We start from the raw sequence: 21,849 nt of genomic DNA, 5'->3' as shown, positions 1-21,849 counted from the left end.
TGGCCCGGGGAAACTTTGCCTATCTTTACAGTCGGCGCAGGCGCACGGGCACAACCACGACGTCCTTGACCCACGCCCGCCCGCCGACGCATGCTCGAACGCTTCCACCCACGCTCAAGGAACGATTGCATGAAGCTGGAAACGCTTGCCATCCATGCGGGCTTCAGCCCCGACCCGACCACCCGGGCGGTGGCCGTACCGATCTACCAGACCACCTCCTTCGCCTTCGACGACACCCAGCACGGCGCCGACCTGTTCGACCTGAAGGTGGCCGGCAATATCTACTCGCGCATCATGAACCCGACCAACGATGTGCTGGAGCAGCGCATGGCTGCCCTCGAAGGCGGGGTGGGCGCGCTGGCGGTGGCGTCGGGTATGGCGGCCATCACCTACGCCATCCAGACCGTCGCCGAAGCCGGTGACAATATCGTCTCGGTGGCCAAGCTGTACGGCGGTACCTACAACCTGCTGGCCCACACCCTGCCACGCATGGGCATCCACACCCGTTTCGCCGCCCATGACGACATCGCCGCCCTCGAAGCGTTGATCGACGCACGCACCAAGGCGGTGTTCTGCGAGTCCATTGGCAACCCCGCTGGCAACATTGTCGATATTGCCGCGCTGGCCGAGGCCGCCCACCGTCACGGTGTGCCGCTGATCGTCGACAACACCGTGGCCACCCCAGTCCTGTGCCGACCGTTCGAGCACGGCGCGGACATCGTCGTGCACTCGCTGACCAAGTACATTGGCGGCCACGGCACCAGTATCGGCGGCATCGTCATCGACGCTGGCAAGTTCCCCTGGGCCGACAACAAAGAACGGTTCGCCTTGCTCAACACCCCCGATCCGTCCTACCACGGCGTCACCTACACCGAAGCCTTCGGCCCTGCCGCTTTCATCGGCCGCTGCCGCGTGGTGCCGTTGCGCAACACGGGCGCCGCGCTGTCACCGTTCAACGCCTTCCTGATCCTGCAAGGCCTGGAAACCCTGGCCCTGCGCATGGAACGCCACACCGAAAATGCGCTGAAGGTCGCCCAGTACCTTCAGGCCCACGAACAGGTGGCCTGGGTGAAATACGCCGGGCTACCCGACCACCCCGAGCATGAACTGGCCCGGCGCTATACCGGCGGCAAACCGGCATCAATCCTGTCGTTCGGCATCAAGGGCGGGCAGGCGGCCGGCGCACGCTTCATCGATGCGCTGCAGTTGGTGGTGCGCCTGGTGAACATCGGCGACGCCAAGTCTCTGGCCTGCCACCCCGCCTCCACCACCCACCGCCAGCTCAACGACGAGGAGCTGGAGAAGGCCGGCGTGCCACGGGACATGGTGCGCCTGTCGATCGGCATCGAGCACAGCGACGACATCATCGCCGACCTGGCCCAGGCCCTGGAGGCCAGCCGCGCCTGACGCATCCGCGCCCCACCCAATGCCGACGGCGGGCGCGCCTTCAATTAGCCTGGATACACCCGCAATGACCCTGTTTTACCTGAAACTGACGGTCACTCCTTTGTTGATGTGGGCCATCTCGCTTGCTTCCCGGCGCTGGGGCGGCCTGCTGGGTGGGCTGCTGTCCGGCCTGCCGATCACCTCGGCGTTGGTGATCACCTTTCTCTGCCTGGAACAGGGCCCGGCCTTTGCCTTGGGGGCGATACCCGGTGCACTGGGTGGCCTGGCAGCGGTGCAGACCACCTACACCTTCTATTTGTTGGCCACCCGCCGCCTCGGCATCGCTGCGTCCGTCCTGCTGGCGTTGCTGTGCTATGGCCTGGCCGCCTATGCGTTTACCCACTGGGGCAGCCTGTACCTGTCGATTGCCGTGGCGCTGGCGCTGATCTGCGTGTTGATCGACGCCAGCGGCCGCGAGCCCACGCCGGATACCCTGGCCCGCCCCCGGCACCGCTACTGGGAGATCCCCCTGCGCATGGTGTCTGCCACTTGCCTGCTGATGGTCATCACCCGCCTGGCCAGTTGGCTGGGCCCGGCGACCAGCGGCATGCTGGCGCCGATCCCGGTGATTGCCTGGCCGCTGGTGGTGTTCGCCCATGTGCAGGGCGGGCGGGCCGCAATGGCGGCGATGGTGCGGGGCAATGCGATCGGCGCAGTGGGGGTCATTGCGTTTTATCTGGTGTTGGCGGGGCTGCTCGAAACCTTGGGCATGGCCATCACGATCAGCCTGGCCATGCTCTGCGCCGTGGTGCTGACTGTCGGGTTGGCCACTGTGCTGCGGCGGCGCTGACTGGCCATGCAGGCCGATCACCCTTTTTCATCCAGCAAAGCCTGTATCACCTGTTCCTGCCCGCCATAATCCCCTTCGCCAAAGTGCACATGGCGCACCTGCCCCTTGCGGTCGACAAAGTAATGGGCCGGCCAGAACTGGTTGCCCCAGGCATTCCACACGTTGTAGTCGTTATCCACCGCCACCGGGTAGGCAATCCCCAGGCTGGCCACCTTGCCCCGCAAGGTGGCGACATCATGCTCGTAGTCGTACTCTGGCGTGTGCACCCCAACCACCACCAGCCCCTGGTCGGCATAGCGCCGCGCCCATTCGTTGACATGCGGCAGGCTGCGCTGGCAGTTGATGCAGTCCCAGGTCCAGAAATCCACCAGCACTACCTTACCCTTGAGCGCCGGGCCATCCAGTGGCACCGAGTTGATCCACTGGCTGGCGCCCGACAGCGACGGCATGGCGCCGTAGCTGTCGCGTGCCATCAGGTGCCCGGCCAGGCCCAGCCCCGTCAACGCCAGGGCAACACCACCCACCTTCAACATCAGGCGGCGATCAATTGTCATGGCAACCGCCGGTGGCGTAGGTACGGTACTGCACGCTCTGTGGCTGACCATGGGAGTCAAGGTAGTCCATGCGGGTGTTCACCAGCCCACAGGCATTGCTCTGATCATCCTGCACCGACAGCACTTTCTTCACATCCAGGTGCTCGCCGTAGCGGTACTGCATGGCCCCGCCATCGTGCATCGGGGTAGCGGCGGCCTGGGCAGCGATGGCACCGAAGCTGAGCACGGCGAACAGGCTGGCGCTGGCGAAAGTCTTGACGTTCATGGCATCTCTCCTGAGTAACACTTGGGTGTGGGGAGTGTTGTTCCCCGGTCGAGAGCCATTTCACGCCTGCCAGGTATCCCGTATGTGTCGCCCAACACGGTGATGTGCTTTCTGCTGTATCTGTACCCATGGCAGATACACTGCAATACAAACCCCCGCAGGCAAGCGCGAACGCGCTCGGTACACTGCGCCCATCCCCTCTTTGCACAGGAACGCAGCGCATGGAACACGTCGATCACATCCTGATCGTCGACGACGACCGCGAAATCCGCGAACTGGTCGGCAACTACCTGAAGAAGAACGGCCTGCGTACCAGCATCGTCGCCGACGGCCGGCAGATGCGCGCCTTTCTCGAAGCCAACAGCGTCGACCTGATCGTGCTCGACATCATGATGCCCGGCGACGATGGCCTGCTGCTGTGCCGTGAACTGCGTGCCGGCAAGCACCGCAACACCCCGGTATTGATGCTGACCGCCCGCAACGACGAAACCGACCGGATCATCGGCCTGGAAATGGGCGCCGACGATTACCTGACCAAGCCGTTCTCGGCCCGCGAACTGCTCGCCCGTATCAACGCCGTGCTACGCCGCACGCGCATGCTGCCGCCCAACCTGACCATCAGCGAAAGCAGCCGCCTGCTTGCTTTCGGCCAGTGGCGCCTGGACACCACCGCCCGCCACCTGCTCGACAGCGAAGGTACCCTGGTGGCCCTGAGCGGCGCCGAATACCGCCTGTTGCGGGTGTTCCTCGACCACCCGCAGCGGGTGCTCAGCCGTGAACAACTGCTTAACCTGACCCAAGGCCGCGAGGCCGACATCTTTGACCGCTCCATCGACTTGCTGGTCAGCCGCCTGCGCCAACGACTGGGCGACGATGCCCGCGAGCCCAGCTGTATCAAGACCGTGCGCAGCGAGGGCTATGTGTTCTCGCTGCCGGTGCAATTGCTCGAGTCGCTGTCATGAAATGGCCTCGTACCCTGGCCTCGCGCCTGGCACTGATCTTCTTCACCGGCCTGGTGCTGGCCTACGGCCTGTCGTTCGGCCTGCAGGCCTACGAGCGCTATATCAGTAGCCGCTCGATGATGCTCAACAACCTGGAGCAGGACGTGGCCACTTCGGTCGCCATCCTCGACCGCCTTCCCGCAGCCGAACGTGCTGCCTGGCTGCCACGCCTGGAACGGCGCACCTATCGCTACCGCCTCGACCAGGGCCAGACAGGCGAAGCAATGACCAGCAGCGACCCGCCGATGGCCGCCGAGTCGATCGTCAAGGCCATTGGCAGCGACTATCGCCTGACCTTCCAGGAAATCCCCGGACCGAATGCGCACTTCCAGGCACACCTGAACCTGGCCGACGGTGCGCCACTGACCATCGACGTGACCCCGTCGCCGGTGCCGGTGGCACGCTGGCTACCCGTGGTACTGCTGATTCAGCTGGCTGTGCTGTTGCTGTGTACCTGGCTGGCAGTGCACCTGGCCATCGGCCCGCTCACCCGACTGGCCCGGGCGGTGGACAACCTCGACCCGGACCGCCCCGGTGTGCAACTGGATGAAAGCGGCCCCCGCGAGGTGCGCTACGCGGCGGTGGCCTTCAACGCCCTGCAGGCGCGCATCGCTGCCCACCTCAAGGAACGCATGCAGTTGCTGGCGGCCATTTCCCACGACCTGCAAACGCCGATCACCCGCATGAAGCTGCGCGTCGAGGTGATGGACGAGGGGGTGGAAAAGGACAAGTTGTGGAGCGACCTAGGCGAAATGGAGCACCTGGTGCGCGAAGGCGTGGCGTATGCCCGCAGCATGGATACCAGCACCGAAGCCCCTTGCAGGGTCAACCTTGATGCCTTCCTCGACAGCCTGGTATTCGACTATCAGGACAGCGGCGCCCAGGTGGCGCGCCACGGCAGCACCGGCAGCCTGCTGGAAACCCGCCCGCATGCCCTGCGCCGAGTGCTGGTGAACCTGGTGGATAACGCGCTCAAGTTTGCCGGTGCTGCCGAACTGGAAGTGTGCCGCGAGGGCGGCATGACCGTGATCCGTGTGCTCGACAACGGGCCTGGGATACCCAGTGGCGAACTGGATGAAGTGCTAAAGCCGTTCTACCGGGTGGAGGGTTCGCGTAATCGCAGCACGGGTGGCACCGGTTTGGGGCTGGCCATTGCCCACCAGCTGATCCAGGCCATGGGGGGGCGACTGACCCTAAGCAACCGCGAAAGTGGCGGGCTGTGCGCACGGATCGAGCTCAACTGAAAAGCGCGCACCTACAATCCGATACACAACCCCCGCACCGCCGACACACTGCAGACACCCCACAACCACACACTCCCGGTCACACAACTAGCCCCGGGAGCCACCTTGATGAAAGCCATTACCCTGACCACCTTCGACCACATCGGCAGCTGGAGCGCCGACCTGCCGTTACGGCTGTTCCTGGCTTGGGAGTTTTTTGAATCCGGCTGGGAGAAGTTCAATGGCAGCAACTGGTTCGCCGACCTGCAAACCCGCTTCCCATTCCCCTTCAACCTGCTACCAGTCGAGCTGAACTGGCAGCTGTCGATGTGGGCGGAGCTGGTGCTGCCGTTGCTGCTGTTGTTGGGCCTGGGTACCCGGCTGGCTTCCTTTGGCTTGATGGTCGTGACCGTAGTAGCGATTGCGGCGGTGCATTGGCCGGCGCACTGGTCAGGTTTGGCTGAGCTGGCGCAGGGGTATGCGATTACCGACCAGGGCTTTGGCAATTACAAATTGCCGCTGATCTACTTGGTTGCATTGCTGCCTCTGCTGCTCAAGGGCGCCGGGCGCTTGAGCCTGGATCATTGGCTCAGGATGCGGTTCAGCAAGTAGTATCGCGGGGGCGTTTTTGCGCCCCCAATGCTCTCAAACCGTGCCGACAATGATGCCCGCTTCGCGCATCCCCTGGAGCAACCCCAGCCCCTGCTCCAGATCCCCACCCAACGCCTGCAACCGCTCCCGTCCACGCCCCTGCTCCACCAGCAACCGATACGCCATCGGTGCCAACCGCGCAAAGCGCACCTGCAACCCCGCATCGCGATAAACCAGCAGCAAGGTCGGCGCCTCTGGCGCAACCGTTGGCTGGTAATCGGCGCTGATGCGCTCAACCGGCCACCGGTAGGCCAGCACCCGCGCCACGCAAGACAACAGCGGCTCGCCAGCCAGCAGGTCACCCGCAGGATCATGCAGCGGATCCTCGGCATCGCTCAGGTACAGCTGCGTCTCGATCCACTCGTAATGCGCCAGTTCCAACTGCCAGGGCGCATCCGGCTGCACGCCTTGCAAGTAATCGACGAACGTCTCTGCAATCTCGGTGAACAACGGTGTCTGGCTACGGTAGTTGGCATAGAAATCACGCACCCGCACATGCCAACGTTGCTCGCCCAGGGCCTGGCGCATGACAGGAAAGCTGCCGGCCAGCAAGCCTTCGATGGCGCCATAGAATAACTCCCGGTAAATCTTCAGGCGCCGTGCTTGCGCGCCAGGTGGCGGAGCATTGCGCAGCGGGTCGCGCAGGTGGCGAGCCAAGGCGTATTGCTGTTCGCGCAAGGTCTCATTCATGCCTCTGCCCTCCCCAGCTACGCTGCATGTCACGGATACGTGCTGTCTCCTCCAGCAGCTGTGCCAGTGGGGGGAGGTTGAAGTCACGTTCGAGCACGGTCGGCTGCACCCCAAAGCGTTCACAGGCGAACGCGTACAGTGCCCAGACATCTTCCTTGACCGGCGCCCCATGGGTGTCGACCTTGAGGTCCGGGGCCTCATCGTAATGACCGGCAATGTGCATGCAGGTCACCCGCGCCCGGGGCAAGCCTTCAAGGAATTCCCGGGCGTCATAGCCGTGATTGCAGGCATTGACGAATACATTGTTGACGTCCAGCAGCAGGTCACAGTCGGCTTCATCGAGTACTGCACGAATAAATTCAAGTTCACTCATCGCAGCGTAAGGGGCGGCGTAGTAGCTGATGTTCTCGACAGCGATACGCCGTTCCAGGTGCGTCTGCGCCCGGCGTATGCGCGCCGCCACATGGTGCACCGCTTCATCGGTGAACGGGATGGGCATCAAGTCGTACAGGTGCCCGTCATCACTGCAGTAGCTCAGGTGTTCGCTATACAAGCGCACTTGGTGGCGATCGAGAAACTGCCGGATCTGGTCGAGGAACTGCCAGTCCAGCGGCGCACTCCCCCCCAACGACAACGACAACCCATGGCAGGTGATGGGAAAACGCTCCGCCAACTCGGCCAACCCCTTACCGTAGGCACCGCCCACGGCAATCCAGTTTTCCGGCGCGCATTCGAGAAAGTCCACTGCACCCGGCGCCATGGCGAGCAGTTCCGGCAACAGGCCACGGCGCAAGCCCAACCCAGTATTCAACAGTGCGGGAAGCATAAACAGGTCTCCAACAGGCACAACGCCCCGCCTGACCAGCAGGAGGGGCGTTGCATCACATCAAGGGATAAGGTCAGGACTTATTGTTCAAGTGGCTGAACAGCCCTTCAGGCATGGCCTTGCCGTTGGCCTGGTAAATCGCCTTCAGGTGATCCGCTGCTTCCTGTTCGGAGATGAAGCCATCATGGTTACTGTCGATCTTGTCGAAGTCGCCCGCACGGTCCTTGGCCACCGCCACGAACTCTTCGCGCGAAACCTTGCCATCGTGGTCCCTGTCGGTCTTGGCGAACGAGGCGTCACCGCACTTGCCTTCGCCGCATTTGCCTTCGCTCTGGGTGACCTTGCCGCTGGCGCCGCATTTGCCTTCACCACACTTGCCCTCGCCGGCCACCTTGGCCGATGCCAGCTGGTAACCCTGGGCCAATGGTTCGACGGCAAACGCGCTGCTGCTCAGTGCCATGCTGCCGATCAGGGCGGCGCCGAGCAGGCCGAGGGTAGTTTTTGCTTGAGTCATGATGTAGCTCCACAGTGGTTGGAAAGTGGAGCCATTAGGCCGTTGCGGTTTGTCGTGGATGTATCGTGTGGGGCGCGCTTTTGTATGGCAGTAGGTCTGCCGTGCGCGCAGATACAGTGGGATACACAACACCTGGCAGCTGGCCCCAACGTGCCTTGGGGCCATGATGCGTGTTCAGTCTTCCAGCGGTTTGGGCGGGGCCGCCGGTTTGGCTGGCTTGGCCGGCTTGGTGTCCTTGGCCTTGGCTTCCGGTGCCGCTGCTACGGGCTCGGGCGCCGCCACCGCCTTTTCGCTGGCAGGCAGTTCATCGACTGCCTTGAAGATCACCTGCGGGTCGATGGCCTCGCCAGTGTCGTCGTCCTTGAGCATGTGCCGCTCGCCATCCTTGCCGACCAGGATCACCTTGGTGCCCTTGCTCGCCCCCAGCTTCAGTTCACGAATCAGGGCCATGGTGGTCTGCTGTTCGAGGTTCTTGTCCTCGCGCTTGCCCATCATGTTGGCGACGCTGTACAGCACAAGGTTGCGCTCCTTGAAGGCTGCCTGGGTGGCCGGATCCTCGAGCGCCTTGTTCAACCCGCGCAAGGTCGGGTCGGCACTGCTCGGGGCGATAACCACCAACGGCCTGGCCTTACCCAGTTCCTTGGCTAAAGGCGCATCACTGTCTGCGGCAAACAGGGGGCCGGCAACAGCAAGCAAGGTTGCGAGGGTCAGTGACCGGACGAGCATGCGTATCTCCTTATCGTCTCGATATACCAATGACTACAGATCACGGAGAAAAATCCGACAAGGAGCCTAAACCACTTCACACAAGAACGGGGGGTGCAAAAGTAACTGTCGATTTCCGAGCTACCTGAAGCCAGGGCAACGGCGTTGGCACAATCCACCGTCACCCAGACTGAGCATAGCCCAAAGCCGCCTTGGTCAGGGCCAGGTAAACCCTTACCCTGAGTTGTGGTCAACGCACCGGTATGCCTAGCTCCTCGGGCCCCGCTTCCATCGCACGAATCGTCATGTCCAGCATCAGCCCCCTGCGTGCAGCACGCTGCGCATCTCGAATGGCATCCGCCTGCTCGATCTTTGCGCCCTCCAGGAGCGCTTCATCGTCAAGTACCGTTTCAAGCTGTCGCCTGAAGGGCAAGTCGACCGCAGCGAATTGGTCAGGATGGGTACGCTCCAGGTGCGCCTGCCAAAATTCACGATCAACCATCGAACGTGCGATCTCATCCGGGGTTTCCGCGTTCCGCACAGCGGCTTCTGCCTCTGCCAGGTCCGCGTCCAAAACGCCTGAAACAGCCTGGAAGCTCATTTCCCCCACCTGCAGGGGCAAGTCAAGCCGCTCCCTTAGCCCGATCCTGAAGGCCAACCCCACTTCGCTGCCTTCCAGCGCCCTGGCGTGTTGGATTGCCCATCGGCTGGCGAACCTGTCGACTGCATCCTGGCGCCATAAGCGTCTTCCCAGGCCAAGCAAGGCGCCTTCGCTATGTTCTCCAGCGGCATGTTCTACCTGCCAGACAAGCATGTTCAGTTCGAGGTTGCTCAAGCACCAGGTTGCACCGTCCTGGCACCCCCACTCATCATTGGCCACGGACAGCAAGTTCTGGCGCAATTCCGGCGTCATGGCCATCGCCTGCACTAACGCCATTACCCGATTGCCCAATGCCCGCGCGTTGACACGAAAGTCCTCGGACAGCAAAAGCTGCCCAAGGACACGGAAAAAGCGCCCGGCATCTTGCCGTTCATCCAGCGAGTCCCAGGCCGCAAGCATCAAGCCGCGATGCTCCGGGGCCACCGCATCGCCCCAGACTTCACGCGCGTGCTGCAGGCGCAGAAACACTTGCTCCTCGTCGACCACAGGAACGTCGCTCCTCAGCGAGGCTCGCAAACGCCCCATCTGGGCCTCGCCCAACGGGTTCGCGCTCAGGCGGATCCGCCGCCGACGCCATACGGGCATCTGGAAAAACTGCTCCGGAATATGCCTGATGCGGTTCTCCCGCAAGTCAACGGATACCAGCTGAGCACGCTCGAACACGCCTGCGGGGAATTGCGTGATGTGTGTGTCGCGCAAGTTCAGCCATCGCAGTTCGGTCAAACCGGCCAGCGGAAACGGGCGCCCCAGTGGATTGTGGGACAGGTCGAGAGACTCCAGGCTCGTACAACTGGCCAACGTGGCGGTTTGCTCCATGTTCAGACGAATCCGGTTATGGGTCAGACTCAGATGCCGTAGTTGCGGTATTTGCAGCAGCGGTTGTGGTAGGCGCGTCAACAGGTTGCCGCCCAGGTCAAGGGTTTGCAGGTTGGGGAAAGCCAGCAGGAAACTGTTGGGTACTTCCAGGAGATTCAGGTGCAACATCGATAGGCTGGTAACGCCTCTGAAGCTGACTTGCGCAGGCATGCTGGGCAAGCCGTCCAATCTGAAATTGCAGAAGATGGCATGCAGGTTTTGTTGCGCATCGATTTGCAACGCCCCAACACCGACCGACCGTCTCCAGCAATTGAACAAGGTCTGGCGCAAGGCATCTCGATCCTCCCTGGCTTCGCCCTGTCCCTGTGCCACCCAGGTATCCAGCGTGTTGCGCAGTACCGTGAGCTCATTGCTCAGGTCGCTCAGTACCCGTTCAAGTTGATGCCCTGAACGCCTGGCCTCATCGACGAGGGTCTCGATCTGCACATCACTCAACCAAGGAAAGAGATCCCGCAGCGTTGCTCTCAGGGCTCTGCCTCTCGATGCGAAACCACTCACGCCAGCGCCACCCAGCGGGTAGCCCAAACGCCCATCTGCCAAGCGCAGGGGCATTCGAACAGCGCCCGGGCGTACCGCGCCGAGCAGACGAGCGATCTCATCACGGCGGCTGACTGCTTCGCGCCCCAGCAGCACCCTGAGGTTGTGCGAGAACGGCTCGCCGACCCTCATCGCCTCACGTTGCTCATCGGTATAGGCTAGCGCCATGACGTCGAACAACTCTCCCGGCGCCCCGAGCGCCGTGCCTTGGTCATCAAGCAACTGGAAACTGCCATTCAAGTGCACCAGATCGAACGCCCGCTGCCCCTGTTCGGTTTGCGCCAGCTTCGGCCCATCCAGGTAACCTTCGTACAAGCGCCAGCGCACACCTTGTTCGCTTCCAGGCAGGTACCGCAAGAGGCCCAGGGCCACCCGAGCCAGGTCTGCATTCTGTGGCGTATCCAGGTACAGCGCTTCAAGTACCCGGACCTGACGCATAGCCGACAGGCTGCCCCTGGCCGCTTCGGCCAGCCCCAGCGCAACCCTGCCGCTAGAGAGCAGACGCTTGCGCTCGACACCATTGGCGGCTTTTACCAACGCTTGTGCAGCGCGCACGTGCAACCCTGGAAAAACCCGGCGTAGGGCTGCGCTGCCAGGGCTGTCGGTAGGCTGCAGCGCTTCGTACAGGTGATGCAATAGTGTTCGGCGCTGCGTCCATGCCAACTCAGCCAGTGCCTGATCTGGCAGGCCATCCGCACCTGGCAACCGCCGCGCATGTTCAAGCACGGTTACATCCTCTACCGGCATGCCACTGCGCAGACAACCAATCATGCTGCGAATGCGCTGATCGAGCTTGACCCGCAGCACACTGTCAAGCATGCCTGGGCTTGGCGCCTGGGCATGTACATGCAAGCTACGCACATCGTCACCATCAAGGTCATGAAGCAGCAGGACCTGGTCGATCTCTTCGTCACCCAGCCTGCTGAATGCCCCGCCAAAGCGCCGGAACATGCGGTATCTATCGGCCCACTGACTCGGTTGCTCGCTCCACAATCGCCAAGCGCCAGCACCATTGTGACGTAGCATCGGCCCGTGGCCGTCGACGGGGCACAGTTGCCACTGACCGTCGCCAGCCGGCGCCGTCACGCGGTAGTCATACCCGTCCATTTCGATCCAGGCCTGCCCATCCAGGCGCCGAATGCCCAATGCGTCCTGGCCGGTGGCCGCAACGGGGGGCTGGCTTTGAAACGGCGTCAAATCGAGTTGCCAGAGTTTGACAGTGCCGTCCTCCAGCCGAGCCGGCAACATGGCATCAACGCACGCGGAGCGCGCCCAAATCCGTCGTGCCACGGCAACCCCCGCAACCGTGGTCGCAAGCACGACAAGGTCAGTGGCGACATGGGTCAAATGATCGAGTGCCGCTTGGCGATCCCCTTCCTGCCATGCCTCGAAGCCATGGTAGACCTCGCCCAGCAGCTCCCAAGCCGTCACGGCAAGCAGCGCCACGCCAAGGCCCGGCACAAAGAAGCTGGCCAGGTTGAGCAGTGCCCACCCCTCGGCCTCCAGGCGCTCGTCATGCTGGCGCTGAACCTCACGATCAAGCCGTGCCACAGGTACCGCGATCATCGCTGCATCTTCCTTGATCTGGCGTATACGTGCCTGTGCCAGGCTGTTGAACAACGGTTGCGGGTAAGGGTGCAAACGCGGCTCGAGATCACGGAATGCCCAAACCGCCAGATCATCGAATAGCGCCATGACCTGAGCGAAAAACGCCTGGCTGTCACGGCGCAGCACGAAGCGGCTGAAGAAACGCTGATAGGCCTTGTCTCGAAAGCGGCGACCCAGTTCCCGGTTCAATTTGTCGATGCTGTCGAATACGCTCCAAGGTGACACCGGATCCCCAGGCACATAGAGCAATACCCGGCGCGTGGTATTGAAAAGAACGCCCTGGTCAATTACCTCGAACACGATCACCTGCTCGATAAGGCAACCCAGCAGCTTCAGTTGCCTGGCTTCAACACGGTCCCCCGCCAGACGCAGCAGCTTGCCATCCGCGCACACAGTCACCATCAGTTTGAGCTCGCTGTCATCCAGCTTTCCCTCCTGCCTGGCTTTATAGGCGTCCACCAGCATGGCGTGGCGGCTGGTATCCCCAAGCTGAGACTCCACGCGCCTGGCATCACCCGCGGGCTTCAGAATGGAATCCAGGTGACGTTGATAACACGCCCCCAAATCCAGCTCACGGCACAGCGTGGCAAGTTCGATGCTGGTGGGCGGTGCACCCCTGCCCTGACGCGAAACCAGTAGGCGATTACCACGCGGCTGGCCACCCGCCTGGGCCTGCTCGGCAGTGAAGTTGCGCAGGACCACCTCGAGCAGCGGCTTTTCTTCGTAGACCACTTCGGTAAGGTGCGCGCCAACCGGCTGACTGTTGATCACAGGTTCCCGACGGCCCTCCAGAAACCTGAGCGCGCGCGCGTTACGAACAATCCCGTAACGCTCGCCAAGGGCCTTTTCCAGGCCCGCTGCAACGAAACTGTCGATGCTTTCGATGCCCCGCAGCAGCGCATTCACTTGCTCACGACAGCGCAGGCTATTTGCCAATGCCATGCTGATCTCTGGCAGTTGCTCGGCGGGTGCCTGACGCAACCAGAGTGGCAGGCGCTTGCCGATGATGCCGTCCTGGAAAGCATCGATGGCTGCCTGTGCGCTTGATAGCGGAGTAGTGTCCATTGCCTGAGGCCTCTTCATGAAAAGAGGCAAGGCTAAGCAGCATGCTTTACGTCGGGCGCTAGATAACTAACGCCTGCGGTCAGAACAGTTGTAACTGGCGACCGGTCAAGGTGGCGAAGTCATCGCCAACGAACGGCAGGATGGCATCGGCCACCGGCTGCAACTGCCGGCTGAGGTAGTGTTCGTAGTCGATCGGCGATTGCAGGTTCTCCATCGGCTCGGGGCCGGCGGTGGTAATGACGTAACTGATCCAGCCACCGCGCTGGTACTGACGGGGGCGGCCGAGGCGGCTGTTGTACTCATCGGCCTGGCGTGCGGCACGCACATGGGGTGGCACGTTGCGCTGGTAGTCAGCCAGCGGCCGGCGCAGGCGCTTGCGATACACCAGCAGGTCGTCCAGTTCGCCCGCCAGGGTCTGCTGCACGTAAAGGCGCACATAGTCGCGGTACGGCTGGCCGCGAAAGATTCGCCCATACAGCGCCTGCTGAAACTGCTGCGCCAGTGGCGACCAGTCGGTGCGCACCGACTCCAGGCCCTTGTAGACCACATCCTCGCTGCCGTCGGCACGCTGCACCAAGCCGGCATAACGCTTCTTGCTACCCTCATCGGCGCCACGAATGGTAGGCATCAGAAACCGCCGATAATGCACCTCGAACTGCAGCTCCAGCGCGCTTTGCAGGTTCATCTGCTGGCGCAGGTGCTCACGCCACCACTGGTTGACCTGAGCCACCAGTTCGCGGCCGATCTGCGCCGCGGCTGCTTCGTCATGGGCACCTTTGAGCCAGACGAAGGTGGAGTCGGTGTCACCATAGATGACCTCATAACCCCTGGCCTCGATCAGCGTGCGAGTCTGGCGCATGATCTGGTGACCGCGCATGGTGATCGACGAGGCCAGGCGCGGGTCGAAGAAACGGCAACCGCTCGACCCCAACACCCCATAAAAGGCATTCATGATGATCTTCAGTGCCTGCGACAGCGGCGCATTGCCCTCACGCTTGGCCGCTTCCCGGCCCTGCCAGACACGCTCGACAATGGCCGGCAGGCAATGCTGGCTGCGCGAGAAACGCCCACCGCGAAAGCCCTCCACCGAATGCTCATCGTCGGGCAAGCGCAGGCCCTCGACCAGCCCAACCGGGTCGATCAGAAAAGTACGGATGATCGACGGGTAGAGGCTCTTGTAGTCCAGCACCAGCACCGAGTCGTACAGGCCTGGACGCGAATCCATGACAAAGCCACCGGGGCTGGCTTCATCGGGGCGGCTGCCGAGGTTGGGGGCGACAAAGCCCAAACGGTGCATCTGCGGGATGTACAGGTGACAGAAAGCGGCCACCGAACCACCGCTGCGGTCTACCGCCAGCCCGGTGACCGAAGCACGCTCCAGCAGGAACTCGAGCAGGCGGGTATGGGCGAAGATGCGGGTGACCAGCTCGCAGTCCTTGAGGTTGTAGCGTGCCAGTGCCGGTTTGTCTTCGGCGAAACGGCGGTTGATTTCATCCATGCGCTGGTACGGCGTGTCGATGGCCTTGCCTTCTCCGAGCAGGGTCTGCGCAACACTTTCCAGGCTGAACGACGGAAAGCTCCAGGTCGCCGAGCGCAGTGCTTCGATGCCATCGATCAACAGCCGCCCCGGTGCGTCGGCGAATACATGGCCGCCCCCGGCGTGGCTGCGCAAGGTCATGGGGGCACCGTTGCGGCCTAATGCCAGCGGTACCTGCAACAGTTTGGCGTGTTCATGCAAAAGGCGCAGGTCGAACTGGATCAGGTTCCAGCCGATGATCGCATCCGGATCGTGCGTGGCCATCCATTGGTTGAGGCAGTCGAGCAACGCGGCACGGTCATCGCAATAGTGCAGAGCGAAGTCGACGCCATCAGCGTCGCCGTTGGCCGGGCCAAGCATGTACACCTGACGCTGGCCACACCCTTCCAGGGCAATGCTGTACAACTCTCCCCGTTCGCTGGTCTCGATATCCAGCGACACCAGACGCAGCGGTGGGCGATAGCCGGGCAAAGGCTTGAGCTGGGCGTCGCAATAAACACCCTGGGCATTCGGCTGACCGGTGAACTGCACAGGGGCGGTGATGAAGCGCTCCATCAGATAGCGCTCGGGCGGGCGGATATCGGCCTCGTACACCTCGATACCCGCGCTGCGCAGGCGTTGCTCCAGCTGCATCAGTTGCCGGTGTTGGCGGCAATACAGGCCAAGCACCGGGCGCTGGTCGAAGCCCTTCAGCCGCAGCGGCTTGAGCTGAACGCCAGGCTCCTTGGACAGCAGAACACGGGCATGCTCAGCCTGCGCCTGGGGATGAACGCCACCGACTCCTGGGCGCCAGGCGCAGCTGCCGCGGCCCCTGATCGGTGGCCAGCCAGAACTCCACGCAAGTGCCTTCGGGCGTGTCATGCCAATGCCGGGTCAGGACAAAGCCCTGCTGCAACTCCACTGCGTCGACCTCTGAATCATCTGTAGATGAGATGATTCTACCTTTGTCGTGCCTGGGGTGAGTGTTTTAGCGCCTTCCTGGCACAAACCCGCTGCGCCGCCCGGCCCAGCTCAACAGCCAGGCCAGCGCGATCAGGCCCAGTACCACCGCGCCAAACCCTTCCACTCCTGGGCCGCTCAACAGCAAGCCGCCAATGATCCCGCCCAGGGCAATGGCGCTGTTCCACACCGTCACCAGCATCGACTGCGCCACATCCCCGCCTTCGCCCGCCGCATCGGCGCAAGCGGTCTGCAACAGAGTCGGCGCACCGCCGTAGGTCACGCCCCACAAAGCGATGCTCAGGTACATCAGCCACGACGACGCCTGCCCCAAAGCCAACGTAGCCAGGGCAAAACCCGCCAGGCTCAATAGCACCAGCGTGCGCAGATGCCGGTCGACCAGCAACCCCACCAGGCCAATCCCGGCCAGGGCCGACAGGCCAAACACCATCAACACTGGGCCAATTTCCGTCACCATGCCAGCCGCCGCCAGTAGTGGCACGATATAGGTGTAGAGAATGTTATGGCCAAGGATCCAGCTGAGGATCACCAGCAGCACGAGCATCACCCCCGGTGTGCGCAGCACCTGCATGGCCGCTGGACGCTTGCCGGCGGTGTGCCCAGGGTAGTCCGGCACCGACCGCAATACCCACACCACCAACAGCAACGCCACCAGCGTGACCACCACGAACGTCGCGCGCCAGCCCAGCCCCGCACCTAGCCAGGTGGCAATCGGCAAGCCAAGCGACAGGGCAATCGGCTGGCCGAGCATGGCCAAAGCCATGGCTCGCCCCTGCTGTGCCACCGGCACCATGCGCCGCGCGTGACCGGCGATCAAACCCCAAGCCAGCCCGGCTGCAGCGCCGGTAAAAAAGCGCAGCACCAAGGTCAGGCTGTTGGAATTCGACACGGCCGTCAGCCCGTTGAACAGTACGAAACCGACGATCGCCAGCAACAACGCCCGGCGCCGATACCAGCCTTGGGTCAAGGTCACCAGTGGAATGGCGGTCAGCAACGAGCCCAGGGCATAGGCCGTCACCCATTGCCCGGCCATGGCCTGGCTGATGTGCATACCCTCGGCGATCTGGTCGAGCAGGCCAGCCGGCAGGGTTTCGCTGAGGATGGCGATGAAGCCGGTCATGGCCAGCGCCAGCAGCCCGCTGAGCGGCAAGCGTTCGTTACTGGTTGCCAGCAACGATGCGGAAGGTGTTTGGGACATGTGCTTTTGCCTTGCGTAGGAAAACGAGAGGAACAGTCTGCAAGACCCACGCATTACGGAAAAAGACGGTTACAATGCCACTCACCCAGGACACCAATGTCCGCAATCAGGTATGCAGCATGGACAGCCTCAGCGGCTTCGTGGTCTTCAATCGAGTGGCCGAAACCCGCAGCTTTGTCGCCGCGGGCCAGTCACTGGGGATCAGTGCCTCGGCAGTCGGCAAGCGCGTGGCGCGCCTGGAGAACCGCTTGGGCGTACGCCTGTTCCACCGCAGCACACGCAGCATCACCCTCACCGCCGAGGGCACGTTGTTCCTTGACCGCAGCCGGCGCATCCTCGCCGAAATCGAGGCGACCGAGCAGGAACTGTCGCAAGCCAGCGAAACCCCGCGCGGGCGCCTGCGGGTGAGCATGCCGCAGGTGACCGGGCTGGTGATGCCGGCACTGGCCGAGTTCATGGCGCTGTACCCGCAAGTGGAACTGGACCTGGACTTCTCCGACCGTATGGTGGATATCGTCGGCGAAGGCTTCGATGTGGTCATGCGCGGCGGGCAGCCGGTGGATTCACGGCTCAATGCCAAGTTCCTGGGGCACTTCCAGCACCGCCTGGTGGCCTCGCCCGACTACCTGCGCGAACGCGGCACACCCCTGCACCCACGCGAGCTGGCCACGCACACCTGCCTGCACTACCGCTTCCCCAGCAACGGCAAACTGGAAACCTGGCCGCTGCGCCAGGAGCACCCCGAGCACGCCTACGACATTCCCATTTCGATGGTTTGCAACCATGTCGAGACACGCGTCTGCTTTGCCGTGAACCACCGCGGCATCACCTGCCTGCCGGACTTCACCGTAGGCCGTGAACTGGGCAACGGTTCGCTGGTCAGCGTACTCGACGATTTCATGGAACAGCGCGGCAGCTTCTACCTGCTGTGGCCGTCCGGGCGGCATATGCCGCCGAAGCTGCGGGTGTTCATCGATTTCATGCTCGAGCGGGTGTTCAACCGTACAGGTAGTTGATGTCCTTGTAGGCCAGCGGCGCTACCTGGCCGAGCAGGAAGTCGCGCAGCTTGTGCATCTGCCGCGCTTTTGGGCTGGCCTTGAGCCAGGTCATGTAATAACCGTCGCCCGTGGCCACCGCATGCTTGAATGGTGTGACCAAGCGCCCGGCCGCCAGGTCGGCACTGGCCAGCACCAGGTCGACCACTGAAATGCCCAGGCCCTGCTGAGCGGCCGAAATGCCCTGGTCGAGGGTATCGAACACCTGCCCCTGGTCAATGCTGATGTCCAGCGCATCCATGCGCGCCAACCAACGCCGCCAGTCACGGCGGTCGGGGGATGGGTGCAGGAACTCGCATCGGGTCAGGTCGGACAGTTGCGGTTGTGCCTGCGCCATGTAATTGGGGTGGCATACCGGAATCAGCCATTCATCGAACAGCTTGAAGCTCTCGATATCGGCGGGAAAGCGCCCATTGGCCAGAAGAATGGCGCAGTCGTAGGGCTCGGAATAGAAGTCCACGCTGTCGATGTCCATCCACACGCTGGACAGCTGCACACTGCAGTTGTCCTCGATTTTCTTGAACGCATCCAGCGCCCGCAGCAGCCAGCGCACGGTGAGCGTGGACGGGGCCTTGAGGCGCAAGCCATAGCGGTCCTGGCGCAGCAACGCGCAGGCATTTTCGATGATCTTGAAACCCACTTTCAGCTCTTGTGCCAGCAGGCGGCCGTGCTCGGTCAGGCTCAGTTCAGGGCCGCGACGTTCGAACAGGTCACAGCCGAACATGGCTTCGAGCGTCTTGATGTGGTGGCTGACCGCACCCTGGGTCAGGGCCAGCTCTTCAGCTGCACGGGTGAAGGAGCCATAGCGAGAGGCCACCTCGAAGGCACGCAGCGCGTGCAAGGCCTGAATCCGTTCCGACATGGCGACGTCCCGAGCATGAGTGAGACTAATAGTAGGTCATAGTTCCACGCGTTTTACAACGTCAGAAGCGTCTCGGAAAATGCAGGTAAATAACAAACATAACCAAGATCCTGCCTGCATGTGACTGGAACGTTCACTTAAATCAACGCCTGGGGAAATCATGTTTACGGGATATGGAAATTGCTATCGCCTGGATGCGCTAGAGCTAGCCGCGGAACATGGTCCTAACATGCAACACTGGACGTACAAAACCATAGAACACTTTCGCAGTGTTCTCGCCAACCCCGAATTCCCCTGCTTGTTCGGCCGCAAGGCGGTAAACGGCGAAACCTGTCACATTCTGTTCGCCCGCGCCGAGCAACTCGCCGATGACATCGCGCAGGGCTTGGCCGACTATGTGCGCACCGTCGCACAAATCACCGCCAAGCAGCGCATCGGCAGCCCTTTGGTGGTGTTTCTCGAAACGCCAGCCGGCAGCAACCTCGCCGAGCAGCAAGCGTTGGCCTGGAAGGTGCTGCGCGGGGTGCATGCACGCGACCCACACCCTTGGCCACAGGGCATTCCGACCGACCCTGACGATTCGGGCTGGTCGTTCTGCTATGCCGGCATGCCGCTGTTCATCAACATGAACTTCCCCGGCCATCAGCAAATGAAAAGCCGCAACCTCGGCCAGCACGTCACGTTCGTCATCAACCCACGGGCGAACTTCGACGAAGTGGCCAACGCCAATACCGAGAGTGGCAAGCGAATCCGCGAGCGCATTCGTGAGCGCGTGCACCATTACAACGACGGCGTCGTCCCCGACACCCTTGGCGCTTTCGGCGACGCCGACAACTACGAGTGGAAGCAGTATCAACTGCAGGAGGCAGGCTCGCTCAATCCAGCGCGCTGCCCGTTCCACGCCCATGCCGCACACCTGGCGACACCCGACATACTGATCGAGAACTGACCGTGAATACCGCACTCACCGCCACTTATGCCCTCACCGTCCTGCTCCTTATCGCCACCCCCGGGCCGGTGGTGGCACTGATCGTCAACACGGCCGCTGCCTCCGGCTCACGCAAGGCCATGTTCACCGCTGTCGGCACCAACTGGGCGTCACTGGTGCTGATCGGCGCCGCCGCCTGGATCATCCTCACCAGCGCCGCCATCGACAAGGCATGGCTCAGTACCATGAGCCTGCTGGGCTGCCTGTTCATTGGCTACATCGCCGTGGGCACGCTGAGGGACGCCCTGCAGTCACCAACCCAGGAAGCGGCGAGCGAGGCCCCAAAGGCCGGGCGTGGCGGGCTGCTACAAGGTTTCATGGTGGGTATTTCCAACCCCAAGGACATCATTTTCTTCATCGCTTTCTTCCCCCAGTTCATCCAGATCACCGAGTCGTTCGGCAAGAGCATGGTGGTGCTGTCATTGCTGTGGGTGGCCATCGATTTCGCCGTGCTCAGCCTGTACATCTTCGCCATCGGCAAGATCGCCTCGCAGCGCAGCAACCGCGTCATCAGCCTGGCCTCGGGCGTCGCCCTGCTGCTGATCGCCGCCGGTGGCCTGCTGTACAACCTCAAGGAGCTGGCGGCCTGAACGTGAAACGCAGCACCCGAACAACCGGAGGAGAGAGCATGACCGCGACTGACACGAGCCCGTCTCCTTCGCCGTTGCAGCAGGACTACCAGCGTTTTCTGCTGCTGGGCAGTCGGCGTGCCCCACACACCGTGCATGTGCACGAAACCGGCTACCGCTCCGGCACCATCAACACCGACGCACTCGGCCTGCGCTACAGCCATTGCGCCGGCAAGCGCTTTTCGCCGGCCGAGCGCGGCGGTGCTTCGCGCATCAACCTGCTGGTCGGTGGCTCCACGGCGCTGGGCATTGGCGCCAGTTCCGACGAACACACGGTGGCTTCGCACCTGTCGATGCTCACCGGCGAAGTCTGGCTGAGCCTGGCCGGCTGCGGGCTCAATGCCAGCCAGGAGCTGCTGATGTTCCTGACCCACCAGCACCGCCTTGGCCAGCTCGGCCACGTGGTGGTGCTCAGCGGCCTCAACAGCCTGGCCCACGAAGCCCTGTGCGAAGTTCTCGCCAGCCCCAACGATCCACAACACGCCAAGGCCTACCAGGCCTTTCTCAACAGTTTCAGCGAAGGCATGCAGGCCACCGCACCGTTGCGTCGGCAGTCGCTGTGGCGGCGCATTGGCCAGGCCTTGGCCACGCCTGCGGTCGCAGCCCCGGTCAGCTGGCCGCTGTCGCCCCCGGAAAAGCGCCTGGCTCGTGCCGCCGACAACATTGGCCGTACCTTGCGCCAATGGGACCGGCTGCTGGCAGACAGCCACGCCACCCTCACTTTCATCCTGCAACCGTTACTACCCTGGTGCCGGGATACCCTGCCCGCTGGCGAGCAGGCCATGCTGGCCGCGCTGCAGCAACAACCGGCAAACTTCGACCGGCTGCTGGAAGGCGCCTTCGACAGCCAACTGCACTCGGCGTTTTTCCGCCGCATCAAGAGCCAGGCCGACCCGGTGCCCTGCTACGACATGAACTGCATGCTCAACAGCTCGCCCGTGTTCGGCGCAGACCTGTTCATCGATCGCCTGCACCTGAACGATCTGGGCAACAACGCACTGGCCAAGGTAATCACCGCCAAGCTTGGCTTGGCCCAGGAAAAACACGCCCAGCGCAAGGTTACGCCAATCAAGCTCGTCTGACAGATGCCGAGTGGTCTTCCGGCCAGCCCCCTTGGGTGGCTAGAATATGCCGTCGTTCCGATTTGCCTGAGGCGTACGCTTGACCGCCATGAACATCGAAGCCGTCCATCCTTGTCTGGCCGCCCC

The 21,849-nt window shown here is 62.7% G+C and carries 18 protein-coding genes and 1 pseudogene; 9 read left to right on the top strand and 10 right to left on the bottom strand.

Translation table 11 applies throughout. From position 1 onward, the window contains the following. The first annotated feature begins 129 nt into the window (after positions 1–129). Positions 130–1,407, top strand: coding sequence for a bifunctional O-acetylhomoserine aminocarboxypropyltransferase/cysteine synthase (locus tag AB5975_20095; protein XDR18867.1), 1,278 nt, complete (start codon positions 130–132; stop codon positions 1,405–1,407). A 64-nt stretch (positions 1,408–1,471) separates the two neighbouring features. Then, the gene (locus AB5975_20090) at positions 1,472–2,236 is read left to right on the top strand and encodes a hypothetical protein (GenBank protein ID XDR18866.1); all 765 of its coding nucleotides are present in this window, start codon (positions 1,472–1,474) and stop codon (positions 2,234–2,236) included. Between the two features lie 17 nt (positions 2,237–2,253). Here the strand turns inward: AB5975_20090 and AB5975_20085 are convergent, their stop codons facing one another. Together AB5975_20085 and AB5975_20080 are read right to left on the bottom strand one after the other, a co-directional pair. After that, the gene (locus AB5975_20085) at positions 2,254–2,769 is read right to left on the bottom strand and encodes a thioredoxin family protein (GenBank protein ID XDR23003.1); all 516 of its coding nucleotides are present in this window, start codon (positions 2,767–2,769) and stop codon (positions 2,254–2,256) included. 10 nt (positions 2,770–2,779) lie between these two features. Further along, positions 2,780–3,055: a DUF2790 domain-containing protein gene (locus tag AB5975_20080; protein XDR18865.1), complete on the bottom strand. Its 276-nt coding sequence runs from the start codon at positions 3,053–3,055 to the stop codon at positions 2,780–2,782. A gap of 221 nt (positions 3,056–3,276) precedes the next feature. Between AB5975_20080 and AB5975_20075 the strand changes: the two genes are divergently transcribed. The 3 genes from AB5975_20075 to AB5975_20065 all read left to right on the top strand — a co-directional run bounded on the left by AB5975_20075 (position 3,277) and on the right by AB5975_20065 (position 5,891). Next, positions 3,277–4,017 (top strand): response regulator, encoded by a 741-nt coding sequence (locus AB5975_20075; protein XDR18864.1) that lies wholly within the window; start codon positions 3,277–3,279, stop codon positions 4,015–4,017. Further along, positions 4,014–5,300 carry a sensor histidine kinase gene (locus AB5975_20070; protein XDR18863.1) on the top strand — a complete coding sequence of 429 codons (1,287 nt, stop codon included), beginning with the start codon at positions 4,014–4,016 and terminating at the stop codon, positions 5,298–5,300. The genes AB5975_20075 and AB5975_20070 overlap by 4 nt, the downstream gene beginning before the upstream one ends. A gap of 108 nt (positions 5,301–5,408) precedes the next feature. After that, on the top strand, positions 5,409–5,891 hold the full coding sequence (locus AB5975_20065; GenBank protein XDR18862.1) for a DoxX family protein: 483 nt from the start codon (positions 5,409–5,411) through the stop codon (positions 5,889–5,891). Positions 5,892–5,924: 33 nt separating this feature from the next. Here AB5975_20065 and AB5975_20060 read toward each other — a convergent pair whose 3' ends face one another. The 7 genes and pseudogenes from AB5975_20060 to AB5975_20030 all read right to left on the bottom strand — a co-directional run bounded on the left by AB5975_20060 (position 5,925) and on the right by AB5975_20030 (position 17,107). Further along, positions 5,925–6,620 carry a DUF2063 domain-containing protein gene (locus AB5975_20060; protein XDR18861.1) on the bottom strand — a complete coding sequence of 232 codons (696 nt, stop codon included), beginning with the start codon at positions 6,618–6,620 and terminating at the stop codon, positions 5,925–5,927. Then, a complete protein-coding gene (locus AB5975_20055) occupies positions 6,613–7,446 on the bottom strand; it encodes a DUF692 domain-containing protein (GenBank protein ID XDR18860.1) in 834 nt (277 codons plus the stop codon). The genes AB5975_20060 and AB5975_20055 overlap by 8 nt, the downstream gene beginning before the upstream one ends. Before the next feature lie 73 nt (positions 7,447–7,519). After that, positions 7,520–7,960, bottom strand: coding sequence for an EF-hand domain-containing protein (locus AB5975_20050; GenBank protein XDR18859.1), 441 nt, complete (start codon positions 7,958–7,960; stop codon positions 7,520–7,522). A gap of 174 nt (positions 7,961–8,134) precedes the next feature. Continuing rightward, positions 8,135–8,686 carry a DUF4174 domain-containing protein gene (locus tag AB5975_20045; GenBank protein ID XDR18858.1) on the bottom strand — a complete coding sequence of 184 codons (552 nt, stop codon included), beginning with the start codon at positions 8,684–8,686 and terminating at the stop codon, positions 8,135–8,137. Between the two features lie 229 nt (positions 8,687–8,915). Beyond that, a complete protein-coding gene (locus AB5975_20040; GenBank protein ID XDR18857.1) occupies positions 8,916–13,412 on the bottom strand; it encodes an NEL-type E3 ubiquitin ligase domain-containing protein in 4,497 nt (1,498 codons plus the stop codon). 79 nt (positions 13,413–13,491) lie between these two features. Further along, a pseudogene (locus tag AB5975_20035) lies at positions 13,492–15,850 on the bottom strand (DNA polymerase II). Between the two features lie 66 nt (positions 15,851–15,916). Continuing rightward, positions 15,917–17,107, bottom strand: a complete 1,191-nt coding sequence (locus AB5975_20030; protein XDR18856.1) for an MFS transporter — start codon at positions 17,105–17,107, stop codon at positions 15,917–15,919. Positions 17,108–17,226: 119 nt separating this feature from the next. On the opposite strand from AB5975_20030, the gene AB5975_20025 reads away from it, so the two are divergent. After that, positions 17,227–18,123 carry a LysR family transcriptional regulator gene (locus AB5975_20025; protein ID XDR18855.1) on the top strand — a complete coding sequence of 299 codons (897 nt, stop codon included), beginning with the start codon at positions 17,227–17,229 and terminating at the stop codon, positions 18,121–18,123. Here AB5975_20025 and AB5975_20020 read toward each other — a convergent pair. Continuing rightward, entirely contained in the window at positions 18,104–19,024 is a 921-nt protein-coding gene (locus AB5975_20020) for a LysR substrate-binding domain-containing protein (GenBank protein XDR18854.1), read from the bottom strand. The genes AB5975_20025 and AB5975_20020 overlap by 20 nt on opposite strands. Positions 19,025–19,184: 160 nt before the next feature. On the opposite strand from AB5975_20020, the gene AB5975_20015 reads away from it, so the two are divergent. From AB5975_20015 to AB5975_20005, 3 genes are read left to right on the top strand one after another with little or no spacing between them, the layout of a single operon-like run. Then, positions 19,185–19,973, top strand: coding sequence for a YqcI/YcgG family protein (locus AB5975_20015; GenBank protein XDR18853.1), 789 nt, complete (start codon positions 19,185–19,187; stop codon positions 19,971–19,973). Between the two features lie 2 nt (positions 19,974–19,975). Next, a complete protein-coding gene (locus tag AB5975_20010; GenBank protein XDR18852.1) occupies positions 19,976–20,602 on the top strand; it encodes a LysE family translocator in 627 nt (208 codons plus the stop codon). A 38-nt stretch (positions 20,603–20,640) separates the two neighbouring features. After that, positions 20,641–21,723, top strand: coding sequence for a hypothetical protein (locus tag AB5975_20005; GenBank protein ID XDR18851.1), 1,083 nt, complete (start codon positions 20,641–20,643; stop codon positions 21,721–21,723). The last annotated feature ends 126 nt before the right edge of the window (positions 21,724–21,849 follow it).

The organism is Pseudomonas putida (genome assembly GCA_041071465.1).
Classification (GTDB): domain Bacteria; phylum Pseudomonadota; class Gammaproteobacteria; order Pseudomonadales; family Pseudomonadaceae; genus Aquipseudomonas; species Aquipseudomonas putida_P.
The sequence above is the reverse complement of the archived record's forward strand: the minus strand, read 5'-3'. Positions and strand labels throughout refer to the sequence as shown.